Source organism: Wolbachia endosymbiont of Listronotus oregonensis, assembly GCF_031205055.1.
In the GTDB taxonomy this organism is placed as follows: Bacteria; Pseudomonadota; Alphaproteobacteria; order Rickettsiales; family Anaplasmataceae; genus Wolbachia.
The window spans coordinates 901,157-925,160 of sequence record NZ_CP102118.1; the positions used below are offsets into that span (position 1 = coordinate 901,157).

Annotated in this window: 17 protein-coding genes and 4 pseudogenes; 5 read left to right on the forward strand and 16 right to left on the reverse strand. The window is 36.3% G+C overall.

Annotated elements, in window-relative coordinates:
* Positions 1 to 8 precede the first annotated feature (8 nt).
* The 5 genes and pseudogenes from NMD99_RS04555 to recA form a co-directional block, all read right to left on the reverse strand.
* On the reverse strand, positions 9 to 1,475 hold the full coding sequence (locus tag NMD99_RS04555; RefSeq protein WP_253309422.1) for an alanine/glycine:cation symporter family protein: 1,467 nt from the start codon (positions 1,473 to 1,475) through the stop codon (positions 9 to 11).
* A gap of 1 nt (position 1,476) precedes the next feature.
* On the reverse strand, positions 1,477 to 2,820 hold the full coding sequence (locus tag NMD99_RS04560) for an alanine/glycine:cation symporter family protein (RefSeq protein ID WP_253309421.1): 1,344 nt from the start codon (positions 2,818 to 2,820) through the stop codon (positions 1,477 to 1,479).
* 31 nt (positions 2,821 to 2,851) lie between these two features.
* A complete protein-coding gene (locus NMD99_RS04565; protein ID WP_182183504.1) occupies positions 2,852 to 3,622 on the reverse strand; it encodes a CDP-alcohol phosphatidyltransferase family protein in 771 nt (256 codons plus the stop codon).
* Positions 3,619 to 4,311 (reverse strand): phosphatidylserine decarboxylase, encoded by a 693-nt coding sequence (locus tag NMD99_RS04570; protein ID WP_253309960.1) that lies wholly within the window; start codon positions 4,309 to 4,311, stop codon positions 3,619 to 3,621. Before NMD99_RS04570 ends, NMD99_RS04565 begins: the two co-directional genes overlap by 4 nt.
* A 164-nt stretch (positions 4,312 to 4,475) precedes the next feature.
* Positions 4,476 to 5,542, reverse strand: a pseudogene (recA, locus tag NMD99_RS04575) (recombinase RecA).
* Between the two features lie 141 nt (positions 5,543 to 5,683).
* On the opposite strand from recA, the gene truA reads away from it, so the two are divergent.
* On the forward strand, positions 5,684 to 6,421 hold the full coding sequence (gene truA / locus NMD99_RS04580; RefSeq protein WP_096617503.1) for a tRNA pseudouridine(38-40) synthase TruA: 738 nt from the start codon (positions 5,684 to 5,686) through the stop codon (positions 6,419 to 6,421).
* An 88-nt stretch (positions 6,422 to 6,509) separates the two neighbouring features.
* On the opposite strand, the gene dnaN is transcribed toward truA, so the two are convergent.
* The 6 genes and pseudogenes from dnaN to NMD99_RS04620 all read right to left on the reverse strand — a co-directional run bounded on the left by dnaN (position 6,510) and on the right by NMD99_RS04620 (position 12,702).
* A complete protein-coding gene (gene dnaN / locus NMD99_RS04585; protein WP_253309419.1) occupies positions 6,510 to 7,667 on the reverse strand; it encodes a DNA polymerase III subunit beta in 1,158 nt (385 codons plus the stop codon).
* Between the two features lie 123 nt (positions 7,668 to 7,790).
* Positions 7,791 to 8,288, reverse strand: coding sequence for an invasion associated locus B family protein (locus NMD99_RS04590; RefSeq protein ID WP_164225010.1), 498 nt, complete (start codon positions 8,286 to 8,288; stop codon positions 7,791 to 7,793).
* Positions 8,281 to 9,173 (reverse strand): annotated as a pseudogene (locus tag NMD99_RS04595) (RNA polymerase factor sigma-32). Before NMD99_RS04595 ends, NMD99_RS04590 begins: the two are co-directional and overlap by 8 nt.
* Before the next feature lie 305 nt (positions 9,174 to 9,478).
* Positions 9,479 to 10,350, reverse strand: a pseudogene (locus NMD99_RS08120) (transposase).
* 995 nt (positions 10,351 to 11,345) lie between these two features.
* Positions 11,346 to 12,134 (reverse strand): diaminopimelate epimerase, encoded by a 789-nt coding sequence (dapF, locus tag NMD99_RS04615; RefSeq protein ID WP_253309959.1) that lies wholly within the window; start codon positions 12,132 to 12,134, stop codon positions 11,346 to 11,348.
* Positions 12,115 to 12,702, reverse strand: a complete 588-nt coding sequence (locus NMD99_RS04620) for a nitroreductase family protein (protein ID WP_253309416.1) — start codon at positions 12,700 to 12,702, stop codon at positions 12,115 to 12,117. The genes dapF and NMD99_RS04620 overlap by 20 nt, the downstream gene beginning before the upstream one ends.
* Before the next feature lie 81 nt (positions 12,703 to 12,783).
* On the opposite strand from NMD99_RS04620, the gene NMD99_RS04625 reads away from it, so the two are divergent.
* Both NMD99_RS04625 and NMD99_RS04630 read left to right on the forward strand, forming a co-directional pair.
* Positions 12,784 to 13,311, forward strand: a complete 528-nt coding sequence (locus NMD99_RS04625) for a biotin transporter BioY (protein WP_264687867.1) — start codon at positions 12,784 to 12,786, stop codon at positions 13,309 to 13,311.
* Positions 13,308 to 13,718: a DUF1284 domain-containing protein gene (locus NMD99_RS04630; protein ID WP_309165647.1), complete on the forward strand. Its 411-nt coding sequence runs from the start codon at positions 13,308 to 13,310 to the stop codon at positions 13,716 to 13,718. Before NMD99_RS04625 ends, NMD99_RS04630 begins: the two co-directional genes overlap by 4 nt.
* Before the next feature lie 1,143 nt (positions 13,719 to 14,861).
* Here NMD99_RS04630 and NMD99_RS04635 read toward each other — a convergent pair.
* From NMD99_RS04635 to NMD99_RS04655, 5 genes and pseudogenes are all read right to left on the reverse strand, one after another.
* Positions 14,862 to 15,876 (reverse strand): annotated as a pseudogene (locus NMD99_RS04635) (IS110 family RNA-guided transposase).
* A 648-nt stretch (positions 15,877 to 16,524) separates the two neighbouring features.
* A complete protein-coding gene (locus NMD99_RS04640; protein ID WP_309165649.1) occupies positions 16,525 to 16,761 on the reverse strand; it encodes a hypothetical protein in 237 nt (78 codons plus the stop codon).
* Positions 16,762 to 16,853: 92 nt separating this feature from the next.
* Positions 16,854 to 17,039, reverse strand: coding sequence for a hypothetical protein (locus NMD99_RS04645; protein WP_264732356.1), 186 nt, complete (start codon positions 17,037 to 17,039; stop codon positions 16,854 to 16,856).
* Positions 16,978 to 17,115 (reverse strand): hypothetical protein, encoded by a 138-nt coding sequence (locus NMD99_RS04650; RefSeq protein ID WP_309165651.1) that lies wholly within the window; start codon positions 17,113 to 17,115, stop codon positions 16,978 to 16,980. Before NMD99_RS04650 ends, NMD99_RS04645 begins: the two co-directional genes overlap by 62 nt.
* Before the next feature lie 19 nt (positions 17,116 to 17,134).
* On the reverse strand, positions 17,135 to 19,960 hold the full coding sequence (locus tag NMD99_RS04655; protein WP_264687843.1) for a WPE palindromic element domain-containing protein: 2,826 nt from the start codon (positions 19,958 to 19,960) through the stop codon (positions 17,135 to 17,137).
* Between the two features lie 107 nt (positions 19,961 to 20,067).
* On the opposite strand from NMD99_RS04655, the gene NMD99_RS04660 reads away from it, so the two are divergent.
* Positions 20,068 to 23,190, forward strand: a complete 3,123-nt coding sequence (locus NMD99_RS04660; RefSeq protein WP_309165652.1) for an AIR synthase-related protein — start codon at positions 20,068 to 20,070, stop codon at positions 23,188 to 23,190.
* Positions 23,191 to 23,393: 203 nt separating this feature from the next.
* Positions 23,394 to 23,906 carry a hypothetical protein gene (locus NMD99_RS04665; RefSeq protein WP_253309619.1) on the forward strand — a complete coding sequence of 171 codons (513 nt, stop codon included), beginning with the start codon at positions 23,394 to 23,396 and terminating at the stop codon, positions 23,904 to 23,906.
* Positions 23,907 to 24,004 lie beyond the last annotated feature (98 nt).

Genomic DNA, 24,004 nt, shown 5'->3' on the forward strand with positions numbered 1-24,004 from the left:
CCAAGAACCTAATTAATTTTATTATTCCTCAGCCTTTTTAGGTAGCACTGAACTTCATCGTTAATCTGATTACTAAACAGTATAAGCGCTGTCATATTGATGAGAGCTAAACAAGAGAACAAAGTTCCACCGATATTGGCAATAGCCATTATATCTTTAGAAAGAGCAGAAAAAAACGCTACAATTATTACTGCTATGCGATATATCACTATACTTTTTGCACCGAATAAATATAGCCACCCCATTTCACAACAATATACAAACGAAATTACTGAAGAAAATGCAAACAAAGGTGCAGCTATGGTTAAAAGTATAGGAAACCATGAAGAAACAGTTTCAAATGCCTTTTGAGTGATTAATATCCCTTCACCAACACTAGTCTGGTATGCACCTGTTATTACTATCGTTATTCCAGTTAAACAGCAAGTGAGCATTGTATCAAAACACGGTTCTATCATAGCAACAAGCCCAGTTCTTACTGGTTCTTCATCTTTAGTTGTTGCATGAGTAATTGCAGCAGAGCCGACACCAGCTTCGCTGGCAAAAATTGCTCTTTGAATTCCAGCAACAAATGCTCCTACCATCCCTCCGCCAACAGCATTAAAATCTATCATGCTGGAAAATAATATCTTAAATGTGTGACCAAGATTGTGGATATTAAATCCAATAATAATAAGGCAGCTACATATATATATGAGTGACATAATAGGCACTAGTGCAGAAGATACTCTAGCTATCCTTTTAATTCCGCCAATAATCACTAGAGCAAGCAGCGCAGAGATTATGGAAGAAAGAAACCAAGAGTGACCATCTACCCAACTTGAATAGCCAGATAATATTGAAACCATTTGGTTGGTTTGAAACGCTACACTTCCACCAAGACCTGATAATACAAAGAATACTGCATATATTGCAGCTAAAACAATACCAAGTTTTTTAAATCCAAATTCCTCCAGACCATTCCTTATATACTGAAAGGGACCACTAAACAATTGCTCCTGATCTTCTGTTCTATGTCTAAATGCTAAAGTCACTTCGGCAAATTTTGCTGACATACCAAAAAAACCTGTAATCATCATCCAAGGCACCGCTCCTGGCCCTCCCATTGAAACTGCAATTGCGACTCCAGCAACAGTTCCAAGGCCTACTGTGCTTGAAAGTGCAGTCATAAATGCCTGAAAATGCGTAATATGACCATCATGGTGATTCGTGTCATATTTTCCACATAAAATAGCAAACGCATGCTTAAACATTCTTATGTTGAGAAATCCAAAACGTAATGTTAGAAACACATAACCAAAAGCTAGTAGAAAGATTATAAATGGCACGTAAAGGATTTTGAAAAACAGCACTTCATTCATGAAGTTATTTATTCCATTCAACACAGCATCATAACTTTCATAAAAACCTGAAGCAGCGTACACATCATTAAACAATAGGCAAAATAACACCATACAAAGTAATCTATAAATCATGTTAATACCCTTTAGAATTGTAATAAGAATCTATTGTATTCAAAACTTCCCTTCTTAGTAGATATATTGCAACAGCATTTGGAATCATAAGGCACATGAACAAACTGTCGCCTAGGTAAGATATAAATTCTATATTTTTTGACATACAACTGATATATACTGAAACCACTATAAGAATTTGGAACGGTATCAGTATTTTTTTATTACCAAATAAATACAGCAGAGCAACTTCACAGTAGTAACAATAAGCTATTATTGTAGAAAATGCAAAGGAAAACATCATTAGCGGAAAAACTAACTTGCTGAACAAGGGCAAAACTGTTGAAAATACCGAACTAATTAGTGTAATATCACCCACGTTATCAGTGCTATGCATACCAGTAATAATTATCACGATACCAGTCAAAAATGAGATTAGTATTGTGTCTATAAGTGGTGCAATCATTGCAACGCATCCAACTTTAATTGGATCTTCTTCTTTTACAGCTGAATGTGCTATAGCTGCTGTTCCGGTACCTGCTTCGTTAGCAAACACTGATCTTCTCACTCCTGCTATTAATCCGCTCAATACTCCGCCTCCTATAGCTGATTTATTGAAGATGTCTTGGAATATTATGGATAGAGCATTCAGCAAATTACTTCTGTTTACATAAATTAAATATATACACATACCCATATATAGCACTATCATAATTGGTGCTAAGCTCGTTGAAACGAAAGCAATGCGCTTTATTCCTCCCAATATTACAATAAAGACAAGCAGGGATATAATAATAGATGCGTTGTATTCGAAGAGGTTATTTGACAATGCTGCTATCTGATTCGCTTGAAATGGTATACCGCCCAAAATCATTGCAATAAGTAGCATAATCGCATAAGTAAAGGCAAGAAATCTACCAGTTTTTGCAAATCCAATTTTTGCAAGCCCGTACTTCATGTAATAAAAAGCCCCGCCAGTTGCATTTTCAGAGCGATAGGTGAATGCAAGCACCACCTCGGCAAACTTTATCGACATACCAAGTATTCCGGTAATTACCATCCAAAAAACTGCACTTGGGCCCCCTATTGTGATAGCTATTGCAACTCCTGATATTGTTCCAAGACCAACTGTTCCTGAAATTACTGTTGCAAACGCTTGAATATGAGTGATTATGCCATTGTTATTGTTATTACACTTTAGATTGAATAGCGTCTGTATTCCATGCTTGAACAATCTAAAGTTAGTGAATTTGAATTGGATGGTACAAAAAACCCCAGTTGCAATTACCCAAATAATTATAAATGGAATGTTGAATATCTTTATGTACAGAAATGAATTTAACAGTTCACTTATTTTTACAATCATGCTGCTCACTACTTTTTATTACAACTTATAGCTAACGAGCTTTATACGAGTAATATATATAAAGCCCAGTGCTTACTGGAATAGTAAGTACATACACTACACCTAAAATTGGTAGCGTCATCCAGGGCTTACTGATGAAAAATATAATAAGTACTCCAAAAAATGACACAAATATATAGGATAGGCTTTTGGGAACATAAATATATTTTGCAGAGAAGGTTGGAATGTGACTTATCGAAAAAAATGAAATGGCCAGAAAGTAACAAGCTACGTTTCTTGTGTTAAAAAATCGCTCTATGAGAAGTAAGTATTCACTCTCATGAGATTGAAAGGTAATAATTATTGGTAACAAAGAAAGTAAAGCACACACTGGAGCTGGAACACCAGAAAAGAAAAATTTTTCCCAGTGTGATTGTTCTGAGTGTAGCGAAACATTAAATCTTGCAAGTCTTATTGATATGCAGATTACGTATATCATTACTAAAATCCAACCTATGACTTTGATTTCGTTTAGCTTCCAAAAATACAAAAGAAATGCAGGCGCTGCACCAAAATTTAGAAAATCTGCAAAAGAATCAAGCTGGGCTCCAAAATCGCTAGTTGATTTTAGAATTCTAGCTATTCTGCCATCCATTCCATCTATTATTGCTGCAATGATGATAAAAATTACTGAGAATTCCCATTGTTCATTAAATGTAAATTTAAGTGAAGTGAGACCAGAACATAAACCCAATAAAGTTATAAAGTTTGGGAATAATTTAGTAATAGGTAAGAATCTACTGTTACTTCCATCGTTATTCATATAACGTCAAAAGTAAGCTTCTCTTGAACGTTTTCCTTATTTAAGTTTGCTATAATTGTTTCACCACCAATAACAGTTTGCCCTTCTGAAACTCTGACTTCTATATCAGCAGGAACATAAATATTCACTCTACTACCAAATCTTATAATTCCAAACCTTTCACCTGCTTTCACATTCTGGGATACTCCTAAATTACAAACGATACGACGTGCAATTAATCCAGCTATTTGCTCCACAATAATTTCTTTTCCCTTTTCGTATTCAATCACAATAACCTGCTTTTCATTTTCATTACTAGACCTATTGCTCATTGCGGATACAAACTTGCCTTTTTTATAATTCATTTCCTTTATCGTACCAGATATTGGTATACGGTTCACATGGACGTTCAAAACACTTAAAAATATGCTAACAAGCGTGAACTTCTTCTCTTCTCCATTTTCTGCCGATAAAGGATAATTAACTTCTTCAATTTTTGAAATCACACCATCAGCAGGACTTAATATAAGATCCTTGTTGTTTGGCACAGCTCTTGTTGGATCGCGAAAGAAATAAGTACACAATAATGTCGGAAACAAGCACGTAACACCAAACCCCCAAGATATAGAGAATGCTATACACGTTACTATAAAGGCAACGACTATAAATAAATAACCTTCCCTGTTTATATTAGGTAAACTAAAACACATAATCTTATTCACAATAACCTATTGTTAACAATTTATCATTTATAATTTCTCATGAAAAGCTTTTTTTAACTGCTTCAGCAAAGTCCTCTTGATACAAGGTAACATTACAGATTAGCACACACCGTCATACTGTAACAACCCATCCAACACAAACTAAGTTTAGATCAGAACACTGATTCTTCTAAAAGTTGCTCACTATCCTCGTCTATTATAATAGAATTATCATGATTTCTGAGTAAATCTCTGATTTTCATTTCTATTTCATTTGCGACTTCTTTGTTTGTTTTTAGGTAAGTTTTTACATTCTCTCTTCCTTGTCCAAGACGTGTATTGTTATATGAATAGTAAGCACCTGCTTTTTCAAGCACACCAAGCTTTGCTCCCATATCTATTATTTCTCCGAGTTTTGATATACCTTCATTGTACATTATATCAAATTTCGCTTCTCTAAATGGAGGAGCAACTTTATTTTTTACAACTTTAACTCTTGTTTCATTGCCTGTAATATTTTCTTTGTCTTTTATTACACCAACTTTTCTTATGTCAAGCCTTACAGAAGTATAGAATTTTAATGCATTTCCACCCGTGGTAGTTTCAGGATTTCCATACACTACTCCTATTTTCATACGAATTTGATTAATAAATATCAATATACAGTTCGCTTTTGAAACGGCAGAGGTTAGCTTTCGTAGCCCGTGACTTAGAAGCCTTGCTTGCAGCCCCATATGTTGATCACCCATATCACCTTCAATTTCAGCTCTTGGAGTTAACGCTGCAACAGAGTCAATAACTATCACATCAACCGCACCAGAACACACTAAGTACTCAACAATGTGTAATGCTTGTTCCCCAGTGTCTGGTTGCGAAATTACTAAATCATCAGTGCTTACCCCAAGTTTACGAGCATATAAGACATCCAATGCATGTTCTGCATCGATAAATGCGCATGATCCTCCTTTTTTTGTGCTTCAGCAATCACGTGCAAGGCAAGAGTGGTTTTACCAGAACTCTCGGGACCAAATATTTCAATTATACGTCCTTTTGGCAGACCTCCAACACCTAGAGCCGAATCAAGCGCAATTGATCCTGTGGATATTGTGTCTATTTTCTCTACAGGGTTTTGCTTCAACTTCATTATTGCACCTTTACCAAATGCTTTTTCAATCTGGCTTATTGCGTTATCTAATGCTTTTTGCTTATCATTATTTCTTTCTTCTGAGTTGTTTGCCATGGATCATTTATTAACTTGTATAACTTCCATGATAATCAAACGTGAACAACCTGCCAAGGGTTTTTTAATAACGAAGAACGTTATCGTAGAAAAATTAGCTACCTAAATTATATTAAGATAGAAAGTTAGATAGACTCTGCAGTGCGATACAAAATAACGATAGAATACAATGGTAGTAGTTTCTCTGGCTGGCAGAAGCAGCAACATTCTGCTAATTCAATCCAGGAAGCCATAGAAAATGCTATATTTAATTTTAGTGGTGAGAAAGTTACTTTGTACTGCGGTGGCAGGACTGATGCAGGGGTTCATGCTTTAGGACAAATTGCTCATTTTGATATGGAAAAGGAATTTGAGCTTTATAGAATAAGAAACGCAATAAATTATCATTTAAAATCAATTCCCATAGTTGTACTGAATGCAGAAGTTGTAGATGATGCGTTTCACGCACGGTTTTCAGCAAAAAAAAGATATTACGAATACAGAATAGTTAATCGCTATGCTCCTGCCGCTCTGGAGACAGGTTATGTATGGCAAGTGTTTAACCCACTTGATGTAAATATTATGCGTGAAGCTGCTAAACATCTACTTGGAAAACATGACTTTTCAAGTTTTCGTTCAAAAGATTGTCAAGCCGCAAATCCGATGAGAACAATTGATGATATCGATATAATACAAAATGGGAATCATATACACATCAAAATATCTGCTATTTCCTTTTTACATAACCAAGTGAGGATCATTGTGGGTACTTTAGTTGAATTTGGAAAAAATAGAACTAATCCACAAGAAATGCTAAATATATTAAACCAATGCAAAAGAAATGCAGCTGGAGTTACTGCACCACCTTTTGGCTTATATTTGGTAAAGATAGATTACTAATTTAATAAAAAGTAACGTTCTTAGTGAAATAAGTGTCATACCGCCACGGTATCTCCAGATCCTGCTAACAAGAAGCGGGATGACAAGTTTAAGTTCTCATTGGCATCACTACATATAATACACTTGAATCGTCTTCATCAGTGATAATTGTAGCACTATTACCATCGGCTAAGCTAAACTTACATTTATTTTTTATGCAGGATAGAACATCAAGTAAATAACGCGAGTTAAACCCTATTTCTATAGGGGCTTCATTGTAGTCCACTTCTATGGATTCAGTTGCATCATTGCACTCTTGAGAGTTTGAATGCAGAGTCAGCAGCTTTTCTTGTAGTGAGAATTTAATGGATTTTACTTTATCAGATACAACAACGGAAACTCGATCTATAACATCTGAAAGTTTTTTACTTTCAATAATCATATGCTTATCTTGAGATGCTGGAATAACTGCTTTATAATTTGGAAAAGTCCCATCTATTAATTTTGATATTAGAATATATTCACCGCATGTAAACTTGATTTTTCTGTCTGAGAGTTTTACATTAATTTCATTACAGTCGTCCAATATTTTTAACAGCTCCATAACAGTTTTACGTGGAATGATCACACCAAATTCGCCATTGATGTTCCCAGGCTTTGGTCTCTTTATACATGATAAACGGTGACCATCAGTTGCAACGCAGTACAGAAACTGCTCGTCTGTATGTAGATATATTCCATTTAAATTATACCTTGTATCATCTAGTGATACAGCAAATTTTGTTTTAGTTAATAAGTCTATCAGGTCCGTATTTAGTAGAATAAAATCATGTTTATAATTGTCTTCTTCAAGAGCAGGAAAGCTGCTTGAAACTACATTCGGTAAAGAAAAGTTTGCATTTCCGCAAGACATCAATAATTTTCTTTGGTTGTTTACTTCAAAATTGACATCCAAATCAGCGGGTAACTTCTTCACTATGTCATGTAAAGTATGCGCTGAAATTTTTACTTCTCCTTCTGTTAATACGGTTGCAGCAAGTGAGGCAAACATTGAAATGTCAAGATCAGTTGCCATTAATTTTATGCTGCCGTGTTGTGCTTTGATATTTATACATGCCAAAACATCTATTGCATTACGCCTTTCAACCACTCCACTTACTCTGGATAATGTATTTAAAAGACTTGTACGGCTCACGCTAAAACGCATCTGCTCGCACACAGAATTTTGCTTTTTGATTTCTGTATCTACACCTGCAACCTCTGACATTGCTAACTCTCAAAAATATATTTTAAATGATATCCACATCCTATATAAAGTAAAGTGCTATTTATATTTCCATTGAAAGAGTAGTCCAGTTTATACTATAGCTGGGTATTTTGTTACAATGATTTACTTTGTATGACATAAATCATGCATTTTTTGATACGCTTTTTGAAAACCAAGTAGGGAATAAGTATCATCAATGGTCACTGTTTTTGTTTTTCCATTAACTACCATTGATAATCCCTGCTTCATTTTTAGAATGAGATCTTGATCTATTTTTGTATGCTCTGCCCACGCAAAACTTCCCTGTATTATAGGCAGTGTATATTTAATTTTTTTGTCGATATTGAGAGCTACAGGCTCCTTATCATACTGAAAACCAGAGGTAACGCTTACCTCATCTGCTTTTTTATCAACATAACTGACCATTACATACGGCTTGCGATTGGTTGTATAATGCTCGCTTTTTGTCTTAGGGTAAGATACAATGTAACACACTTTCTCTCCATCTTCTGATGCAGTATATACAAGCCAGTCTTTGTATTTTTCCTTCAATTGCACATCACTAACCGATGCAAAAGCGCCTATTGAAAAAAATATTAGAAATATAAAAAAACTACGCATGCAAACCAAATTTCAAACTTTCTGATTGTATATATTGTTTTACCTTAGCCATCGCCTGCTCAGCCAACTGTCTTATTCTTTCTCTTGAAACACAATATTTTTTACTAAGTTCATCTAGAGTTTGAGTGTTTTCAGACAAATATCTACTGATAAAAATGTCTCTTGCCCTTTCGTTAAGGCTTGCTAGTGCATTGTTTAAAATTGTTTCTTTTAATTCTTTTTCTTCATGATTCTGATAGGTTACTTCTTGACTGACCAAGTTACATGGGATCATATCTTGCAACTCCCTTTTAGAGTCATCACCTATTTTTATGCAATCGTTTAGCGACTGATCCTTACAAGCCAAACGGTAATTCATCTGCAGAACATCTCCTTCGGATACAGAAAGCTCATTAGATATTGCTTTTATTTCTTCATTGCTTAAAGTCTCTCTGTTTGTATACTGTAAAATTCTTTTTTTATTTTACGTAAACTAAAAAATAATCTTCTTTGTGCTTGCGTTGTGCCTATTTTCACGAACGACCAAGATTTCAATATAAAGTCTTTTATTGAAGCTTCAATCCACCACACTGCATAAGTTGAAAAACGAAACCCTAAATCAGGATTAAACTTTTTTACTGCATGCATTAAACCCATATTCCCTTCCATGACCAGGTCCATCAACAATAGTCCATAATTTTTGAATTTCATTGCAATTTTCACTACCAAATTCAAATGGCTGGTAATCAATTTATGAGCAGAAGAAATATCCTTATATTGGTTCCAATTTTTTGCTAATCGTACCTCTTCCTCTTGAGACAGCATAGGAAATTTTTGCACTCTAGCAATATATTGCATGAGATTGGTTCTGCTATCAACACATAAGCTTGCCATTGGGGTCAACATAACAACTTAAATTAAAATTTCATATATATAATATATTGATTTTCAAGCAAAAATTCAAGCTTTGATTTGAAAAAAGTATAAACCTTCTATCTAATTGGGATCTTAAAGACGATAAGCCCCAGCACAGCTACCTGGGTAACACTATATATGACATCCTGCCAGCGTGTAATGATGAACATTATAGTTTAAATACTTAGTAAGTGGTGTTATTCCAGTGCCTTGACACTGGAATCCACATTTCTTTTTTCTAGATCCCAGTGGGCTTTGTTGCATAGCAACGTAAGTTTTTTCCAGAGTAAATAATTTTATGCGACTATTTCAAATTTAGGCATACCAATTGCAGTAAATTTGTTCATTAAGTAGCATTTAATAAGCAGTTTCTTCTCTCTATTTGTCTCAGATTTATTCTTAAAACTAAACCCAAATATTCGCTTCAACCTTGAGAAAAATCCTTCAATATACGATCTTTTTCCGTAATTTACTTCTTCTTTCCATCTTTTTATACCATTCTCACCATGTAATTTCATTAACTGAATAGCGGCATTTCTATCAAGCATATAATCCAATTTTGGATGCTCTGCTGCGTTGTTTTTCGGAGGAATTTTCGTTTTTATGCCATATTGATTACACAGCTTATAGAGCTTTTATAGCATATTTAACATCAAATTTCCCCAATGCTCCATAGTGATCAGAGTAAACGCCATTACTGTATTTTGTAGCTATGACTTGTTTGCTCAACATTATGTGCAATTTTCTTACTTGTTTATAGCCGCGGTACTCTCTATCTTTGCTATTCTCTTTGCTGTGTGTTGTTGTATATACTAATTCCTGTACTGTCTATAGCAATTTCGATATCTTCCATGTTATTTTTATCAACTCTGCAATCATTGATCTTAATATCAAGTTTCTTTTGATGCTTGTGAATAGCTGCAAATTTTTTCCTATTTGTTCAATGTATCCCTCTAAAAATCCCACTCAAACCTATTCTGAATAGATGGGTTATTATATGTATCAAAATTACCACTTTGTTGCTGTAAATATTGTTGCCACCCTACATTTTTGGCCCAATTTCATACCAATTTTCTATGGCTTCGTTGATATAATGAAAAATATTTCCTCTTTTTTCTAGAAATTTGTTATATTCTCTATGGTTACTGACTCTCATTTTTTGTGGCATATTTATCCTTAAATCGTCATTTTATAATGAATTTAGTCAGTAATCACTAGCTTTTCTGCTGCTATGCAACAAAGCCCACTGGGATCCAGATTGGATACTGAGTTGGTGAGTATAAAAGTATAGCTAACGTGAGCTCTGCGTCATGCCGCCACGGTATCTCAGCAGATCCCGCTAACAAGCAGCGGGATGACGATTGTCAGGGTGTCATCCCAGTGCCTCTTTTTTGTCATCCAAGTAGCCCCTTTTTTTGTCATCCCAGTGCCCAGACACTGGTTCACTCTATAATGGCAGTGCCTCTATGATGTAAGGAATCCAGTTTTTATGCAATCTCATCAAGAACGTTGTGTTTTAACGTAAGGTTGGCTACTGTTTACACTCACTAACTTAGCTGGATCCCAGTGTCTGGGCACTGGGATGACAGCAGTCCTACGTCATACCGCGATTCATTCCTACGTCATACCGCGATTCATTCGCGGTATCTCTTAACATAGATCCCGCTAACAAGCAGCGGGATGACACCTCTCTTGGGCTCTTTTAGCTACAAACGTTAAGAAATTTACCAAACGAAAAAAAAGGCAAAAGAAGCCCTGGTCATTGTCTATTTTCTGTATTGGCGTTTTTTTAAGTCTTAAACACTGCAATTTAGCTGCTTTTAAGTGCAGCTCACCTTAGTTCAAATGTTTAAGAAATTTACTAAGCAGAAAAAAAGGCAAAAGAAATCCCGTGTTAGCTAGTTGTCACTCTCTAATCCTGCAAATTGGCGTACTATACTGTCTTAAACGACTTATAAGCGCGTTTCAGCTTATATAGGTAAAAACCCAGAAATGTTGTGAAGACATAAGGTGCACATAGTGCAAAAAATTAAAAATAAGACGCCAACTACGTTGTTTTCTTGCTGTTTAATCTGCACAGATGAAGATAACTGAATACCTTCACTATCATAATAAGGGGGCTGGCGGAGTTTGTCAAGTAGTTTTGCATTGTGAAAACAACGATCACAAAAATCCTATATCACCGGTCATGAATACGTTATTTGCCCATTCGATTAATAACTTACCTCCTGGTAAATCTACTGAAGTCTGTTGGGCAGTCAGATATCCACGTAGTGTGGATGCAACAAGTGCTGCACAGGCTGCACTACCGCATGATGCAGTAATGCCTGTACCTCTTTCCCAAACTCTTAAAGCTATTTCTCCAGACTTTTCAACTTGTGCAATACTAATATTAATTTTCTGAGGAAATAGTACGTGATTTTCTAGCTTTGGTCCTAAATTTCGCAATGGTATTTCACTTATGTTATCAACAAAAAAAACTATATGAGGGTTACCAATATTTACTGCAACAGGATCTTTTAGCATTTCAAGCTCTATAGGTAAGTGAAGAGTGTCACACTCAGTAGACAAGGGAATTTCATGCCATTTTAGCAAAGGTTTACCCATGTTAACCTTTATGGATTTATCACCAACTTTAAAACACTCTAAAATGCGTTTGTTTACCAGCTCAATAGTGATATACTCAGTACCTTTTTCTGACATTATCAAATATCCAACACAGCGTGCTGCGTTTCCGCACATTTCAGCTCGACTACCATCAGCATTATAGATATGTATAAAGCAGTCTGCAGCATTAGACATTGTTATAATTATCACTTGATCACAACTGCTTTGATCAGCAATTTGTCTATAGTTCCAGTCTAAATTGTTTGTTGAACGTGAGTCTATGATAACAAAATTATTGCCAGTACCGTGCATCTTGATAAAATTTTTAGGACCTTGGCCACTCATCATAAAAAAATATTTCTTCTATTGGTCTTCTTTTTTTCTTACTTGTTTCAGCACCCTCTTCTTCGTAACCAACCGCTATCACTGACATTACATTAAAATCATCGGATATGTTGAATCTTTCTACTATTTTATCTCTATCAAATCCACCCATTTGATGAGCCATTAAGTTCACAGATGCAGCCTGTAGCATAAGTGCATAATTTGCTGCACCAGTATCATGACTAGCCCAAAGATTTTCTCCTTTACCTCGTTTACGGAAGTTTTTAGCACTGAAAGATATGATTAACACTTGTGCATCTTTTGCCCATTTTTGATTAGATTCATCAAGACAATTTAGCAGCTTTTCCCATGCGCTTTGATTGTTCTGTTTGTTGCATATCACATATCTCCAAGGTTCATCACCAAAACATGAGGGAGTCAGCCTTACAGCTTCCATTAAAATATCCATGTCTTCCTGAGATATTGCTCTTGTAGTATCGTATGAACGTCCGCTGTGTCTTGCTTTCATCAACGATAATAGATCTTGTTTACTTATCATTTTTAATTTAATAGTGCATAAATAATTCATTGTAGCACAATATAAGCAAAATTTAAATTGCAAAACCTCTTATATATATTATATTTTATAAGTTATTTTTATTGGGAAGGTATGTTTATAACACAATCTAGCAGTAGATCAACACTGGCTGAAATATTGTCTTGCGTTTTACTTTTATTCTTGATGGCTCAAATAAGCGTACCATTGCAGCCTGTGCCTATCACATTGCAAACTTTAGGAGTAATGCTTATTGGGCTTAAATTTAACCGCAGAACAGCATTCTATTCTGTGCTTACATATCTATCACTTGGTGCAGCAGGATTTCCTGTTTTTGCGAATTTTTCTGGTGGTTATCACATTTTTCTCGGACCAACAGGTGGATATTTAATTGGCTTTTTAGCTGCTGTCATAGTGATGGGTGAAGTAAATGAACTCTTAAGCCTTAAATGTGAATTACTCGCGCGCAATTCTTTAAGTTGTCTGGCTGGTACAGTTGTAATCTTTATTTGTGGTGTTAGTTGGCTTGCTGTTTACTTGGGTCTGGGACAAGCAATAATGGTGGGTGTTTTACCATTTATCCTTCCTGGTTTGGTAAAAATTTTTCTACTCGTAGCGGTTTTGCAGTATTTGAAAAAGTGATAAGGTTTCGTCCTCATCATTTCATGTGCACCCTCGCGTTTCGGGGATATGGGTATTCTCAGGGTTTTGTAGAAAATTATAAAAAGATAGCAAGCAAAGTAATGAGTGATCCTAATACTCAAATCAAAGTAGTTGGCAATCTTGATAGTATTTGTAGTGCTTGCCCAAACCAGACTAAACAAGGTAAATGCACCGAACAAGCTAAAGTTTTAGAGCTAGATAGAAGGCATATGGGAATTTTAGGAATAAAAATTGGCGAGACTTTAACTTGGAATGAGGCGGTAAAAAAGATTAGAGAGAAAATGTCTTTAAAGAAATTTGATTACGCATGTGAGGGGTGCAACTGGCAGCCATATGGAATATGTAAAAATGCCCTTTTAAATTGTCGTTCCTATAAAGGTAGTTGACAAAATGTTAAGATAAATTGAAGCATTTTTGTGGAAATAGACTTCTTGCACTACCTCCCAAGCCACAACTGTCATTCAGTAGAAAAAAAACTTGCTTGACAAACTCCGCCAGCCCCCTTATTATAATAATAAGGGTATTCATGACTCAAAACTTGTTTTTGACCTGCAGGCTCAATGACAAAATTCAGTAAAAACTCAGGGTATTTATTGGCGGATTACATAAAATTATAGCGGCTGCATGTCTTTTTTATTTTTTCTACATTCAGCCAAATCGCGCTTATTTTAAGCGTTAGCACATTATTACAGCGCCACTTACAGTAATATAGAGTCAAAACTCGCACCACGGGGCTTCTTTTGCCTTTTTTTCCGCTTGGTAAATTTCTTAAATATCTTCTTAAATTTTATAGCTAATCAGTACTGGGATGACAAGAAAGGAGCACTGCTATTATAGAGTGAAATGAGATCCCAGTGTCACGCACTGGGATGACATTATAGGAGCACTGGGATGACATTATAGGAGCACTGGGATGACATTATAGGAGCACTGGGATGACATTATAGGAGCACTGGGATGACATTATAGGAGTACTGGGATGACATTATAGGGGCGCTGGAATGACACCCTGACAATCGTCATCCCGCTACTTGTTAGCGGGATCTAGAGATACCGCGGCGGTATGATGCAGGAAAACCTAGCCAGCGTTAGCCATAACACAACACTTTTATACTCACCAAACCCAATGCATTACTTGCAATTAAGTTTCCTGGATTCCAGACTAGAATGACACCGTCATAAAAGAACCAGTGTCAGCTACTTGCATGACACCTTCCTGATAGACAATGTTCGTACAGTGTCAGCTACTCAGATAACAGGAAGAAGGTGCTGGGATGACAGGAGATACCGTCTTGTTAGTCAACAAAAAAATTATAAAAATTTCCCAAGTTGCATCATAAAATCAAAAAATACTTCCAATTGTGTAACAGTACACAGATTATAGTTAGTGGATATGTTGATAAGTAAACTTCATCTGTTTTGTGCGTATAAAACTAATTTACTTATCAACATATCCACTAACCAACAACATTCAATAAATTTGTGTAAGATACCACTTTACATAAGATAGATAGGAAGCATTTTTGATTTTAAAGTACTAAACCTTCAGTCAACCTCCTAGCCCTGTAGTTTTTGATATGGTTAGGATCAAAAGCACTTTTGGATGTCAGAATACCGAAAATGATATGGAGTAGCTTACGCATTGCAGCACCAACGATGGCCATATTATGCTTACCCTTTTCCTTTAATCTTTGGCAAAAGCTCATAATGATAGGATTGTGATTCTTAGCTACTATGGCAGGAAAGAAAAGTGCCTTACGTAATGTTTGTGAACCGGATTTACTTAATCTGGGTTTGGCATATACAGAGGAACCTGACGTCATATTTCGTGGTATAACTCCTGTATATGCTGCCAATTGCCTGGCATCTCTAAAAACCTCTATATCAGAAACTTCAGCTAAAATAGCTATTGCTGATTCTTCTCCTATGCCTGGAATAGTCAATAGAAGTTGAAAATTTTCCAACAATTCTTTGTGTTGATTTAATAGTTCACGTACGGAGTTTTTTATTGTTTCTATTTTTTGAGCTATATTCATTGCAAGGTCTTCCCAAGCATTTGCAACTTCTTTAGGCAGTCTCTCTTTTTTTCTAAGTGGTTATTTACTAATGTTAACTCATCTTTTAACGCAACTGAGCAACGATAAAGATGTTTTAATTTTTTCATTTCAGGAGAAGGTGGTGTCCAACTAGAAGGTTCCTGTCTTTGGCAATAATCAGCAATAACTTCTGCATCGGTCTGATCATTCTTTTGTCGTATCAGCTTACTCCTTGCATAAGATTTTATGCAATAAGGATTTACAACACTTACAAAATGTCCAGCATTGTGTAGAAATTCAGCCAGTGCTTCGCTATAACAACCAGTAGATTCCATGCAGGTTTTTACTTTTTCTACATTATGTTTGTGTAGAAAATTCAGTAGACTTTGAAACCATCGTTCTTAAAGCTTCTTTTTCTAGTTTCACGCTTTCCTTTTTTGCTTATAAATGAGAGAAAAACATCAAAGCGATCTTTTGATATATCTATGCCCAAAAAGTTGTTGATCATATATAACCCCATACGTTACCATTAAAAATGAAAAGTAAGGCTAGTCTTGTGAATACAGAATTAGAACCATTCAGGTCTTTCTACGATACCGTCCAGCCTATACTTTTGAGAAGGGAATTCTTATCTCCTCTACAGATTTTATATCTAAGAAGAAGCACAGAGTTCCTCCCTTCTCCACCTAATGCTTAAGCTTAAAACATTAGATGCTTTTGACAAGATACAAGAAGGGGCTACTCGGATAACAAGAAAGAGGCTACTCGGATGACACCCTGACAACCGTCATCCCGCTGCTTGTTAGCGGGATCTATGTTAAGAGATACCGCGAATGAATCGCGGTATGACGTAGGAATGAATCGCGGTATGACGTAGGACTGCTGTCATCCCAGTGCCCCGACACTGGGATCCAGTTTTCCATATAACCTCATCGAAAACGTTGTATTTTAACGTAAAACATCTATTTTTATGCTTACCAACTTAATAAAATTCCTGGATCCCAGTGTCTGGGCACTGGGATGACAAAAAGGGGCTACTCGGATGACAAAAAAGAGCACTGGGATGACAGGAGAAGGGGCTACTCGGATAACAAAAGAGGCTACTCGGATGACACCCTGACAACCGTCATCCCGCTGCTTGTTAGCGGGATCTATGTTAAGAGATACCGCGAATGAATCGCGGTATGACGTAGGAATGAATCGCGGTATGACGTAGGACTGCTGTCATCCCAGTGCCCAGACACTGGGATCCAGTTTTCCATATAATCTCATCGAAAATGTTGTAACCACTTTCTATGCTAGTTTGCTTGCTTACAAGCAAACTTTTCTGGATCCCAGTGTCGGGGCACTGGGATGACACCATTCTTTTTCCTGGATCCCAGTGTCGGGGCACTGGGATGACAAAAAGGGGCTACTCGGATAACAAGAAAGAGGCTACTCGGATGACACCCTGACAACCGTCATCCCGCTGCTTGTTAGCGGGATCTATGTTAAGAGATACCGCGAATGAATCGCGGTATGACGTAGGACTGCTGTCATCCCAGTGCCCAGACACTGGGATCCAGTTTTCCATATAATCTCATCGAAAATGTTGTAACCACTTTCTATGCTAGTTTGCTTGCTTACAAGCAAACTTTTCTGGATCCCAGTGTCGGGGCACTGGGATGACATCATAGGGGCACTGGGATGACAGGAGAAGGAGGCTACTTGCATGACACCATTCTTTTTCCTGAATCCAAGTAGTCAAGCTACTCGGATGACACCATTTACAACCACTCCCCTACCCTTTCTAGCTGTTTATAGCTATTAAATCTCAGGAATTTATCAAAATATGGAGAGGCAATAAAGGGTGTGGAATTACTTAAATAATTAGATAAAAAACCAGGCAGATCATTTTTTAATTCTTGCATTTTGTATCTATAATTTTGTATAGAAATAACTTTTATTTTATCATAATCAAGTTTCCAATAAGCAAGTTCTGAAACTTCTCTTTTTGTTATATGTTCTACCGCTAAGGCTTGCAAAATTAACTGTGGAAAAAACCCCGACATCACTTCTTCGTTGGAAGGTGGTGAACCAAGTTTATAGTCTATAATTGCTACTTGCCCACTTGGTAGATACTCAACTCTATCACATCTTGCTGTCAGTAAAATTTCTTGTGGGATCAGATCTCTATTTGTCATCCAAGCAGTTTCATACTGGGATACATCATCACAAGAAATATAGATTCCAGCGTCACGCGCTGGAATATGAAATATCGGACAGGTAAAACTCTTTTCCAACTCAACATAATTGCTTCGAGTTTCATCAAATTCGACAAAAGATTGAATTATCCTTTGCAGTCTTACCCACCACATATTTGAAAAATTAAACTGACTAGTCGAGAATGCTTTTCGTGCAATGCTCATTGGCGACTTTTTGTTGCGTAAATATCTTGCAAGAATGTTGTGCACCATAGTGCCAAATTCCAATATCGATGGCTTAAAATTCAAGTCTCTTAATTGTTTAAGGCCCAGTATATATTCAACGTAAAATGAATAAGGATTACGAATTAGCTTTTCTATTGCACTGCAAGACATCACCTGCATTTTTTCTTTTCTAACTTCGGTTTGAGGTTTTGGCATAGGCTGAGTACATGGAACAGTACATTCAGGCGTATTTAATATCCTCAGCCAATCGCGATACGGCTGTTTCCCCTCCTTGAGCAGAATTTCCAAACGCTGCAATAGAATTGGTTTTCTATGGCTTAGCGATCTTGTAATATAAACCTTACTTGCACAAAACAAATTGTGTAAAGTATAAAAAAAATACCCCTGCTCTTCTTGCGCAGAAGGAAGGTTAAATTTTTCTCTCGTAAGTGCATTCAAAAGCGGACTTTGAAAGCTTGGCGCTTCATTAAATCCAGCGAGTATTACAACTTTGTTGTGATATAAGCTGAATTTATTCAAGTCATTTGCTACAGAGAAAAACTCTTTCTCTAAAAATAAGGTCAGAATTTGGCTATATAACTCTAAGGAGCACTTAATTTCTATACCCTCACATGCATTCAAGAAATTACAGGTGAAATTACCTATTTCACTATTTAGCTCTGAAAAATTTATACCAGATAGCACATTAATACACTGCAAATGAGTTGCCACCACATCAGAAATAGGGCAATTTATAGAGTTAAGTAAAAGATTAAGTATAGCCTCTAACCTATTGATAATAAGCAATATATCCTCTTTATGTTTTAGCTTTTTATAGGTATTAATAGCATCTATAATATCTTTAAGGCCATTTGTACTAAAGTTGCGTAATATCTCTATTTCAAATTCAGATAAAATCCGAGTGTACTCTTCTTGAGTGTAACCAAAAGTCACTAGCCTATGTTTAAGGAGCGAAAGTAATGACACACTGCTCCAATTTGAGGTCAAAACTTCGATACTATAAAGTAGGAGTGTTATATAAGGATAATTTTCCGGTATGGCACTGTGTTGCCTTGATAAACATGCTATACGAGCTGCAAGTAATTTATCAAAGACAACCAAAGAAACGTTTTCATAACCTTCATTCTCTATAATTAATGATGTCACTTGTGCTTCTTCCTCTCTGGAATCACAAGTGATGACTTCAATATTGCCAATATGTCCATTACTAACTTTGCTTAGATCGGCAGTTGTATCAAAAATGTAATCTAGATATTCCTCAGGACTTCCTGTTATCCCAGCCCTTTCTTCTGTCATCCCAGTGCTTGACACTGGGATCCAGTTTTCATTATACAGCCACCTGGTGCGCTCATTTAAAGTTAAGTTTTCTGGATCCCAGTGTCTGGGCACTGGAGAACACGCTTCTGGCAGAAAACTCACATCTCTTCTATCTACATTTAAATAATCGAGTAGATCTTTCAGGCAATATTGATAATGTTTTTTATCAAGTGATTGCCAATCTTTCTCTTTAATTTTCAAATTCAGATTAGGAAAAATTATTTTTCCAAACGGCAGGTCATATATAGCCTTAATTAACGACTTATCCTTTCCAATTCCAACAAAGATTATATGTTGGTCTTTTTGTAAAGAGATTATCATATTGTTTATGTAATCACTCTTATGTTCTAATATATCTACTACTCCTAAATCTTTTAAAATTTTATTCCAACTCTCAATGAGTAAGCTTATGAAATTCTCTATTTTTTTTGAATGTTCATCGAATTGATAACAATCCGTTGTTTGGGTAGATTGAATTTTATCAAGCAATGATGGCAGGCTATAAGCTAAATCAATGGGGAAATTATCATTATTTTTTCTATTCCACTCCAATATGAATTGAATGAGTAGCAGCGTCCTCTTTGTTGGATTGATAACTTTAACTCTATCAAGATTTAATATTAAATCCTCTTCATCAATGTTTTCCAGTGAAACTATCTCTGGCAAAATTATGCATTTTTTAGCGTTATAATTCTTGAACGCACTCAGCAGCGCTATTACATCCCTTTTGCAGGGAAGTATGATCTTTATCTCGGGAATTTTTTCTCTTTCATATTCAGAAAATATGTGCTGAACCAATACATTGAAAAAGGACTCATCCACATTAACGGTAAAAACTCTTCCCACTAACAGTAACAATTAATACAATATTTTATTATATAGAAATCACTCAAAATATAAATGTGCTCGCAGTTTCTTATGCTATGATATATTAAAGTCTTTCACAATATTACATGGCAAACATCAGAATAGAAGTTTTAAATAAATGTGAACAAGTTGGCCGCAGAAGGATAGTTAATGTTTACTTGATTTACATAAGCAAAGAATTACCATCAAAATTACATGAAGAAATTTGTGGGCTATTTTATAATAAAGTCATACAAGACTGCCGTTATTATTCCTACAATGAAAACCTTCAATATGACTTCATAGAACCACAAGCAAAGTGGGGCTTGGAAATAAGCTTTTTACCTGGTATGACTGACAATGTGGGCAACACAGCGAAACAAATTGTTAGAGAGTATTTAATTAGCAAGGGCCACATTGATGAAGGCGTTCATATCAAAGCAAGAAGTTCAAAGCTGATTTTGGGTAAAGGAAGCATGCCAACCGAAGATGATATAAAGCAAGAATTCAACCCTATCACTGAATATTGCACACTTATCTGTAAGAACTATAGCTGGAAATATTATGGTAAATCGAATACAACACCTGGTGTCATCCCAGTGCCCCGACACTGGGATCCAGAAAATTTCAAGCAATTGTATAATGCAAACTGGATTCCAGTGTCAAGCACTGGAATGACAGAAGGTAGGGTTGGGATGACAGAGGATAGTACTAAGTCTGTTGACCTCAATGTGAGTGACCAAGAGCTTGAAAAAATCAGCAGAGATGGAATCGATGGTAATGGCACTTTAGGGCTCTCGCTGGCAGCAATGAAAGCTATAAAGGATTACTTTAAAAAACTCGGTAGAAATCCATATGATATTGAACTTGAGTCTCTGGCACAGACTTGGTCTGAACATTGTAAACACAATATTTTTTGCTCCCCTATTGATGAAATAAAAGACGGTCTATATGCTCATTATATTAAGCGTGCAACGCGTGAGATAAATTCTGACATATGCGTGTCAGTTTTCTCCGACAACGCAGGAGGAATAATTTTTGATGACGATTACTTGATTGTCGATAAAGTTGAAACTCACAATAGCCCTTCAGCTCTTGATCCATTTGGTGGAGCAATGACCGGAGTGCTTGGAGTTAATCGTGATATAGTGGGTTTCGGGAAAGGCGCGGAGCCTATAATGAATACCTATTACTTTTGCTTTGCCAAAGAAGCAAAAGGCAAATTTTATAGGGACAAGGAGCGCACTGATGAGATCTTACCGCCAAAATATATAATGAAAGAAGTGATTCATGGCGTTAATGTTGCTGGTAACTGTTCTGGCATTCCAACGCAACTTGGATCGGTATATTTTGACGATAGATTTTGTGGCAAGCCATTAGTCTTTGTTGGAAGTGTCGGAATTATTCCACGCAATATAAATAATGCACCTTCACACATTAAAGGACCAAAAAATGGCGATAAAATCGTAATTATTGGTGGAAGAGTTGGAAGAGATGGAATTCACGGTGCAACGTTTTCTTCAGAGGCTTTGTCGGGAAACAGCCCTTCAACGATTGTGCAAATTGGTGACCCCATAACACAAAAAAAACTATCCAATGCCGTCATAAAAGCAAGAGATCTTGGTCTTTATAATGCAATAACGGATAATGGAGCAGGCGGTCTATCATCGTCTATTGGTGAAATGGGAAAAGACGGATTTGAAGTTGATTTGAGCAAGGTTCTCCTTAAAAACGATGGTATGGCTCCGTGGGAAATATGGATATCAGAATCACAAGAGAGAATGACTTTAGCAGTGCCAGAAGAAAATTTTCCTGCGTTTAAGCAAATCATGAAAAAACATGATGTGGAGGTTTGTGTGATTGGAGAGTTTAATGAGAGTGGTAAAGCTGTTGTTAAATGTCCTGAAGGGACAGTAATAATGGATATGGAAACTGAATTTTTGCATGACGGTAATCCCAAAGTGCATTTACAAACAAAGCCATGGTCTAAGGAGCCTGCTGTCATTCCGGAACCCTCTCCTGTCATCCCAACACTCTTCCCTGTCATCCCAGTGCTTGACACTGGGATCCAGCAGGCTGAGCCTGCAAACATTTTATGCAAAAACCCATCCAACGGTGGAATTGAATGTGAAATGGATTCCAGTGTCAAGCACTGGAATGACACCTTTGCATTAAAAAAAATGCTAAGCAGACCAAACATATGCAGCAAAGAGTTCATAGTGGTGCAATATGACCATGAGGTTCAGGGGTCGTCAATACTGAAACCACTGCAAGGCAAGGGAAGAGTATGCAGTGAAGCTGTTGTCTCGAGGCCAGTCCTTTCTTCAAACAAAGGTGTTGTAAAATCGCAGGGATTTGGCTCAAGTTATGGAGAAATTGACACTTATCACATGGCAGCATGTGCGATTGACACTGCAATACGCAACTACGTAGCTGCAGGAGGAAATATAAATCATCTAGCGTTGCTCGACAATTTTTGCTGGTGCGATGCTTATAATCCAGAAAGGCTATGGCAGCTAAAGAGAGCTGCAGAGGCTTGTTACGACTTTGCAACTGCATTTAAAACGCCATTCATATCCGGAAAAGACAGTATGTTCAATGACTTCAAGGGATATGACGAAAATGGCGAGAAAGTGATGATATCTGCACCACCTTCATTACTCATTTCAGCAATTGGAGTTATAGAAAATATTGAAAATGCGGTATCGCTTGATGTGAAAATGCCAGGGGACTTGATATATGTGCTTGGTACAACCCACGATGAGCTTGGTAGATCTGAATATCAGTTATATAGTGGAATAGATAATAACAACGTGCCAAAAGTTGATGCAAAGAGCGCTAGGAAGTTGTATGAGCGTTACAACCAGGCAATAAAAGATGGCATAATTGCCTCTGCAATTGCACCAAACTTAGGCGGCTTAATTATTGCTCTGGCAAAATCGCTAATTGCAGGAGACCTTGGTGCTGAAATCGATCTTTCACTAGTACCAATAGGAAAAACACAAAATACAGACATAATAAACAAGATAATAATGTTTTCTGAATCGCAAAGTAGAATTTTGGTTACTATTGCACCACAAAATCAGCAGAGGTTTGAAGCGTTGTTTGAAGATGCGGCTTATTCATGTATTGGCAAAGTAACAGAGAAAAAGGTGCTAAACATAAAGGATGTTTTAAAAGTAAATCTGAAAGATTTGGGAAATAGTTATTATATAGCTAAAGTAACTTAGGTTTACAGACGATTTGATAAACGACAAACTCGTCATCCCGCTGCTTGTTAGCGGCCGCGGCGGTATGACGTAGGAAAACCTTTCTTGGGTAGCTATAGCATGTCAGTTTAAAATGTTTTTTTTCCATTAGGTTAAATAACTCTTTCACTATGTGCAATATTTACTTAAAATAAATGTATGTCATTAAATTTGGGTAGGTAGTTATGTCTATTTTACTGACACTCTTATTTATCAGTCTTTCTTTACTCAACGCTTCAAATAAATTGATGATATGTGCTGCTTTATTTATAGGAGCTGCTTTAGTTGTAAATTCAATGGTTGAATTTTATGGCAAAGAAAAAGCTACGTATAGCTTAATAGTGTGTACAGCGCTATGCTGTATTTTAAAATGGCAAAGTTTTAGTTTGATGATATTGACTTCATATGCTGCAATTTTAGTATCTCTTCTCTCGAGCATAATTGTTTTTGAAAAATTGAAGTCCAAGTTGAATTTTCATATGGCAAATTTCATTACTTTAATTATGGCATCAGTAATTGATAGTGCCGTTGTATGTGTTGGATTACTATACAAATTTTCTGCAGGTAAATGCTTAGCAATATATATTAGAGATTTAATTTTTAAGTTTTCTTATGCGTCAGTATTAAGCATCTGCTTGTTTGTAGGAATGTATTTATTTTGCTTGGCAAACAAGAAGTATTTTAAGATTTCCACATAACCTGTTTTCTGATATAGCTAAACTGACTTTGGGTCCTGGGGATGTATTTGGTGCGTAACAACAGTTTAGAATTTAGGTAGTAGATTTGCCCTAAGACT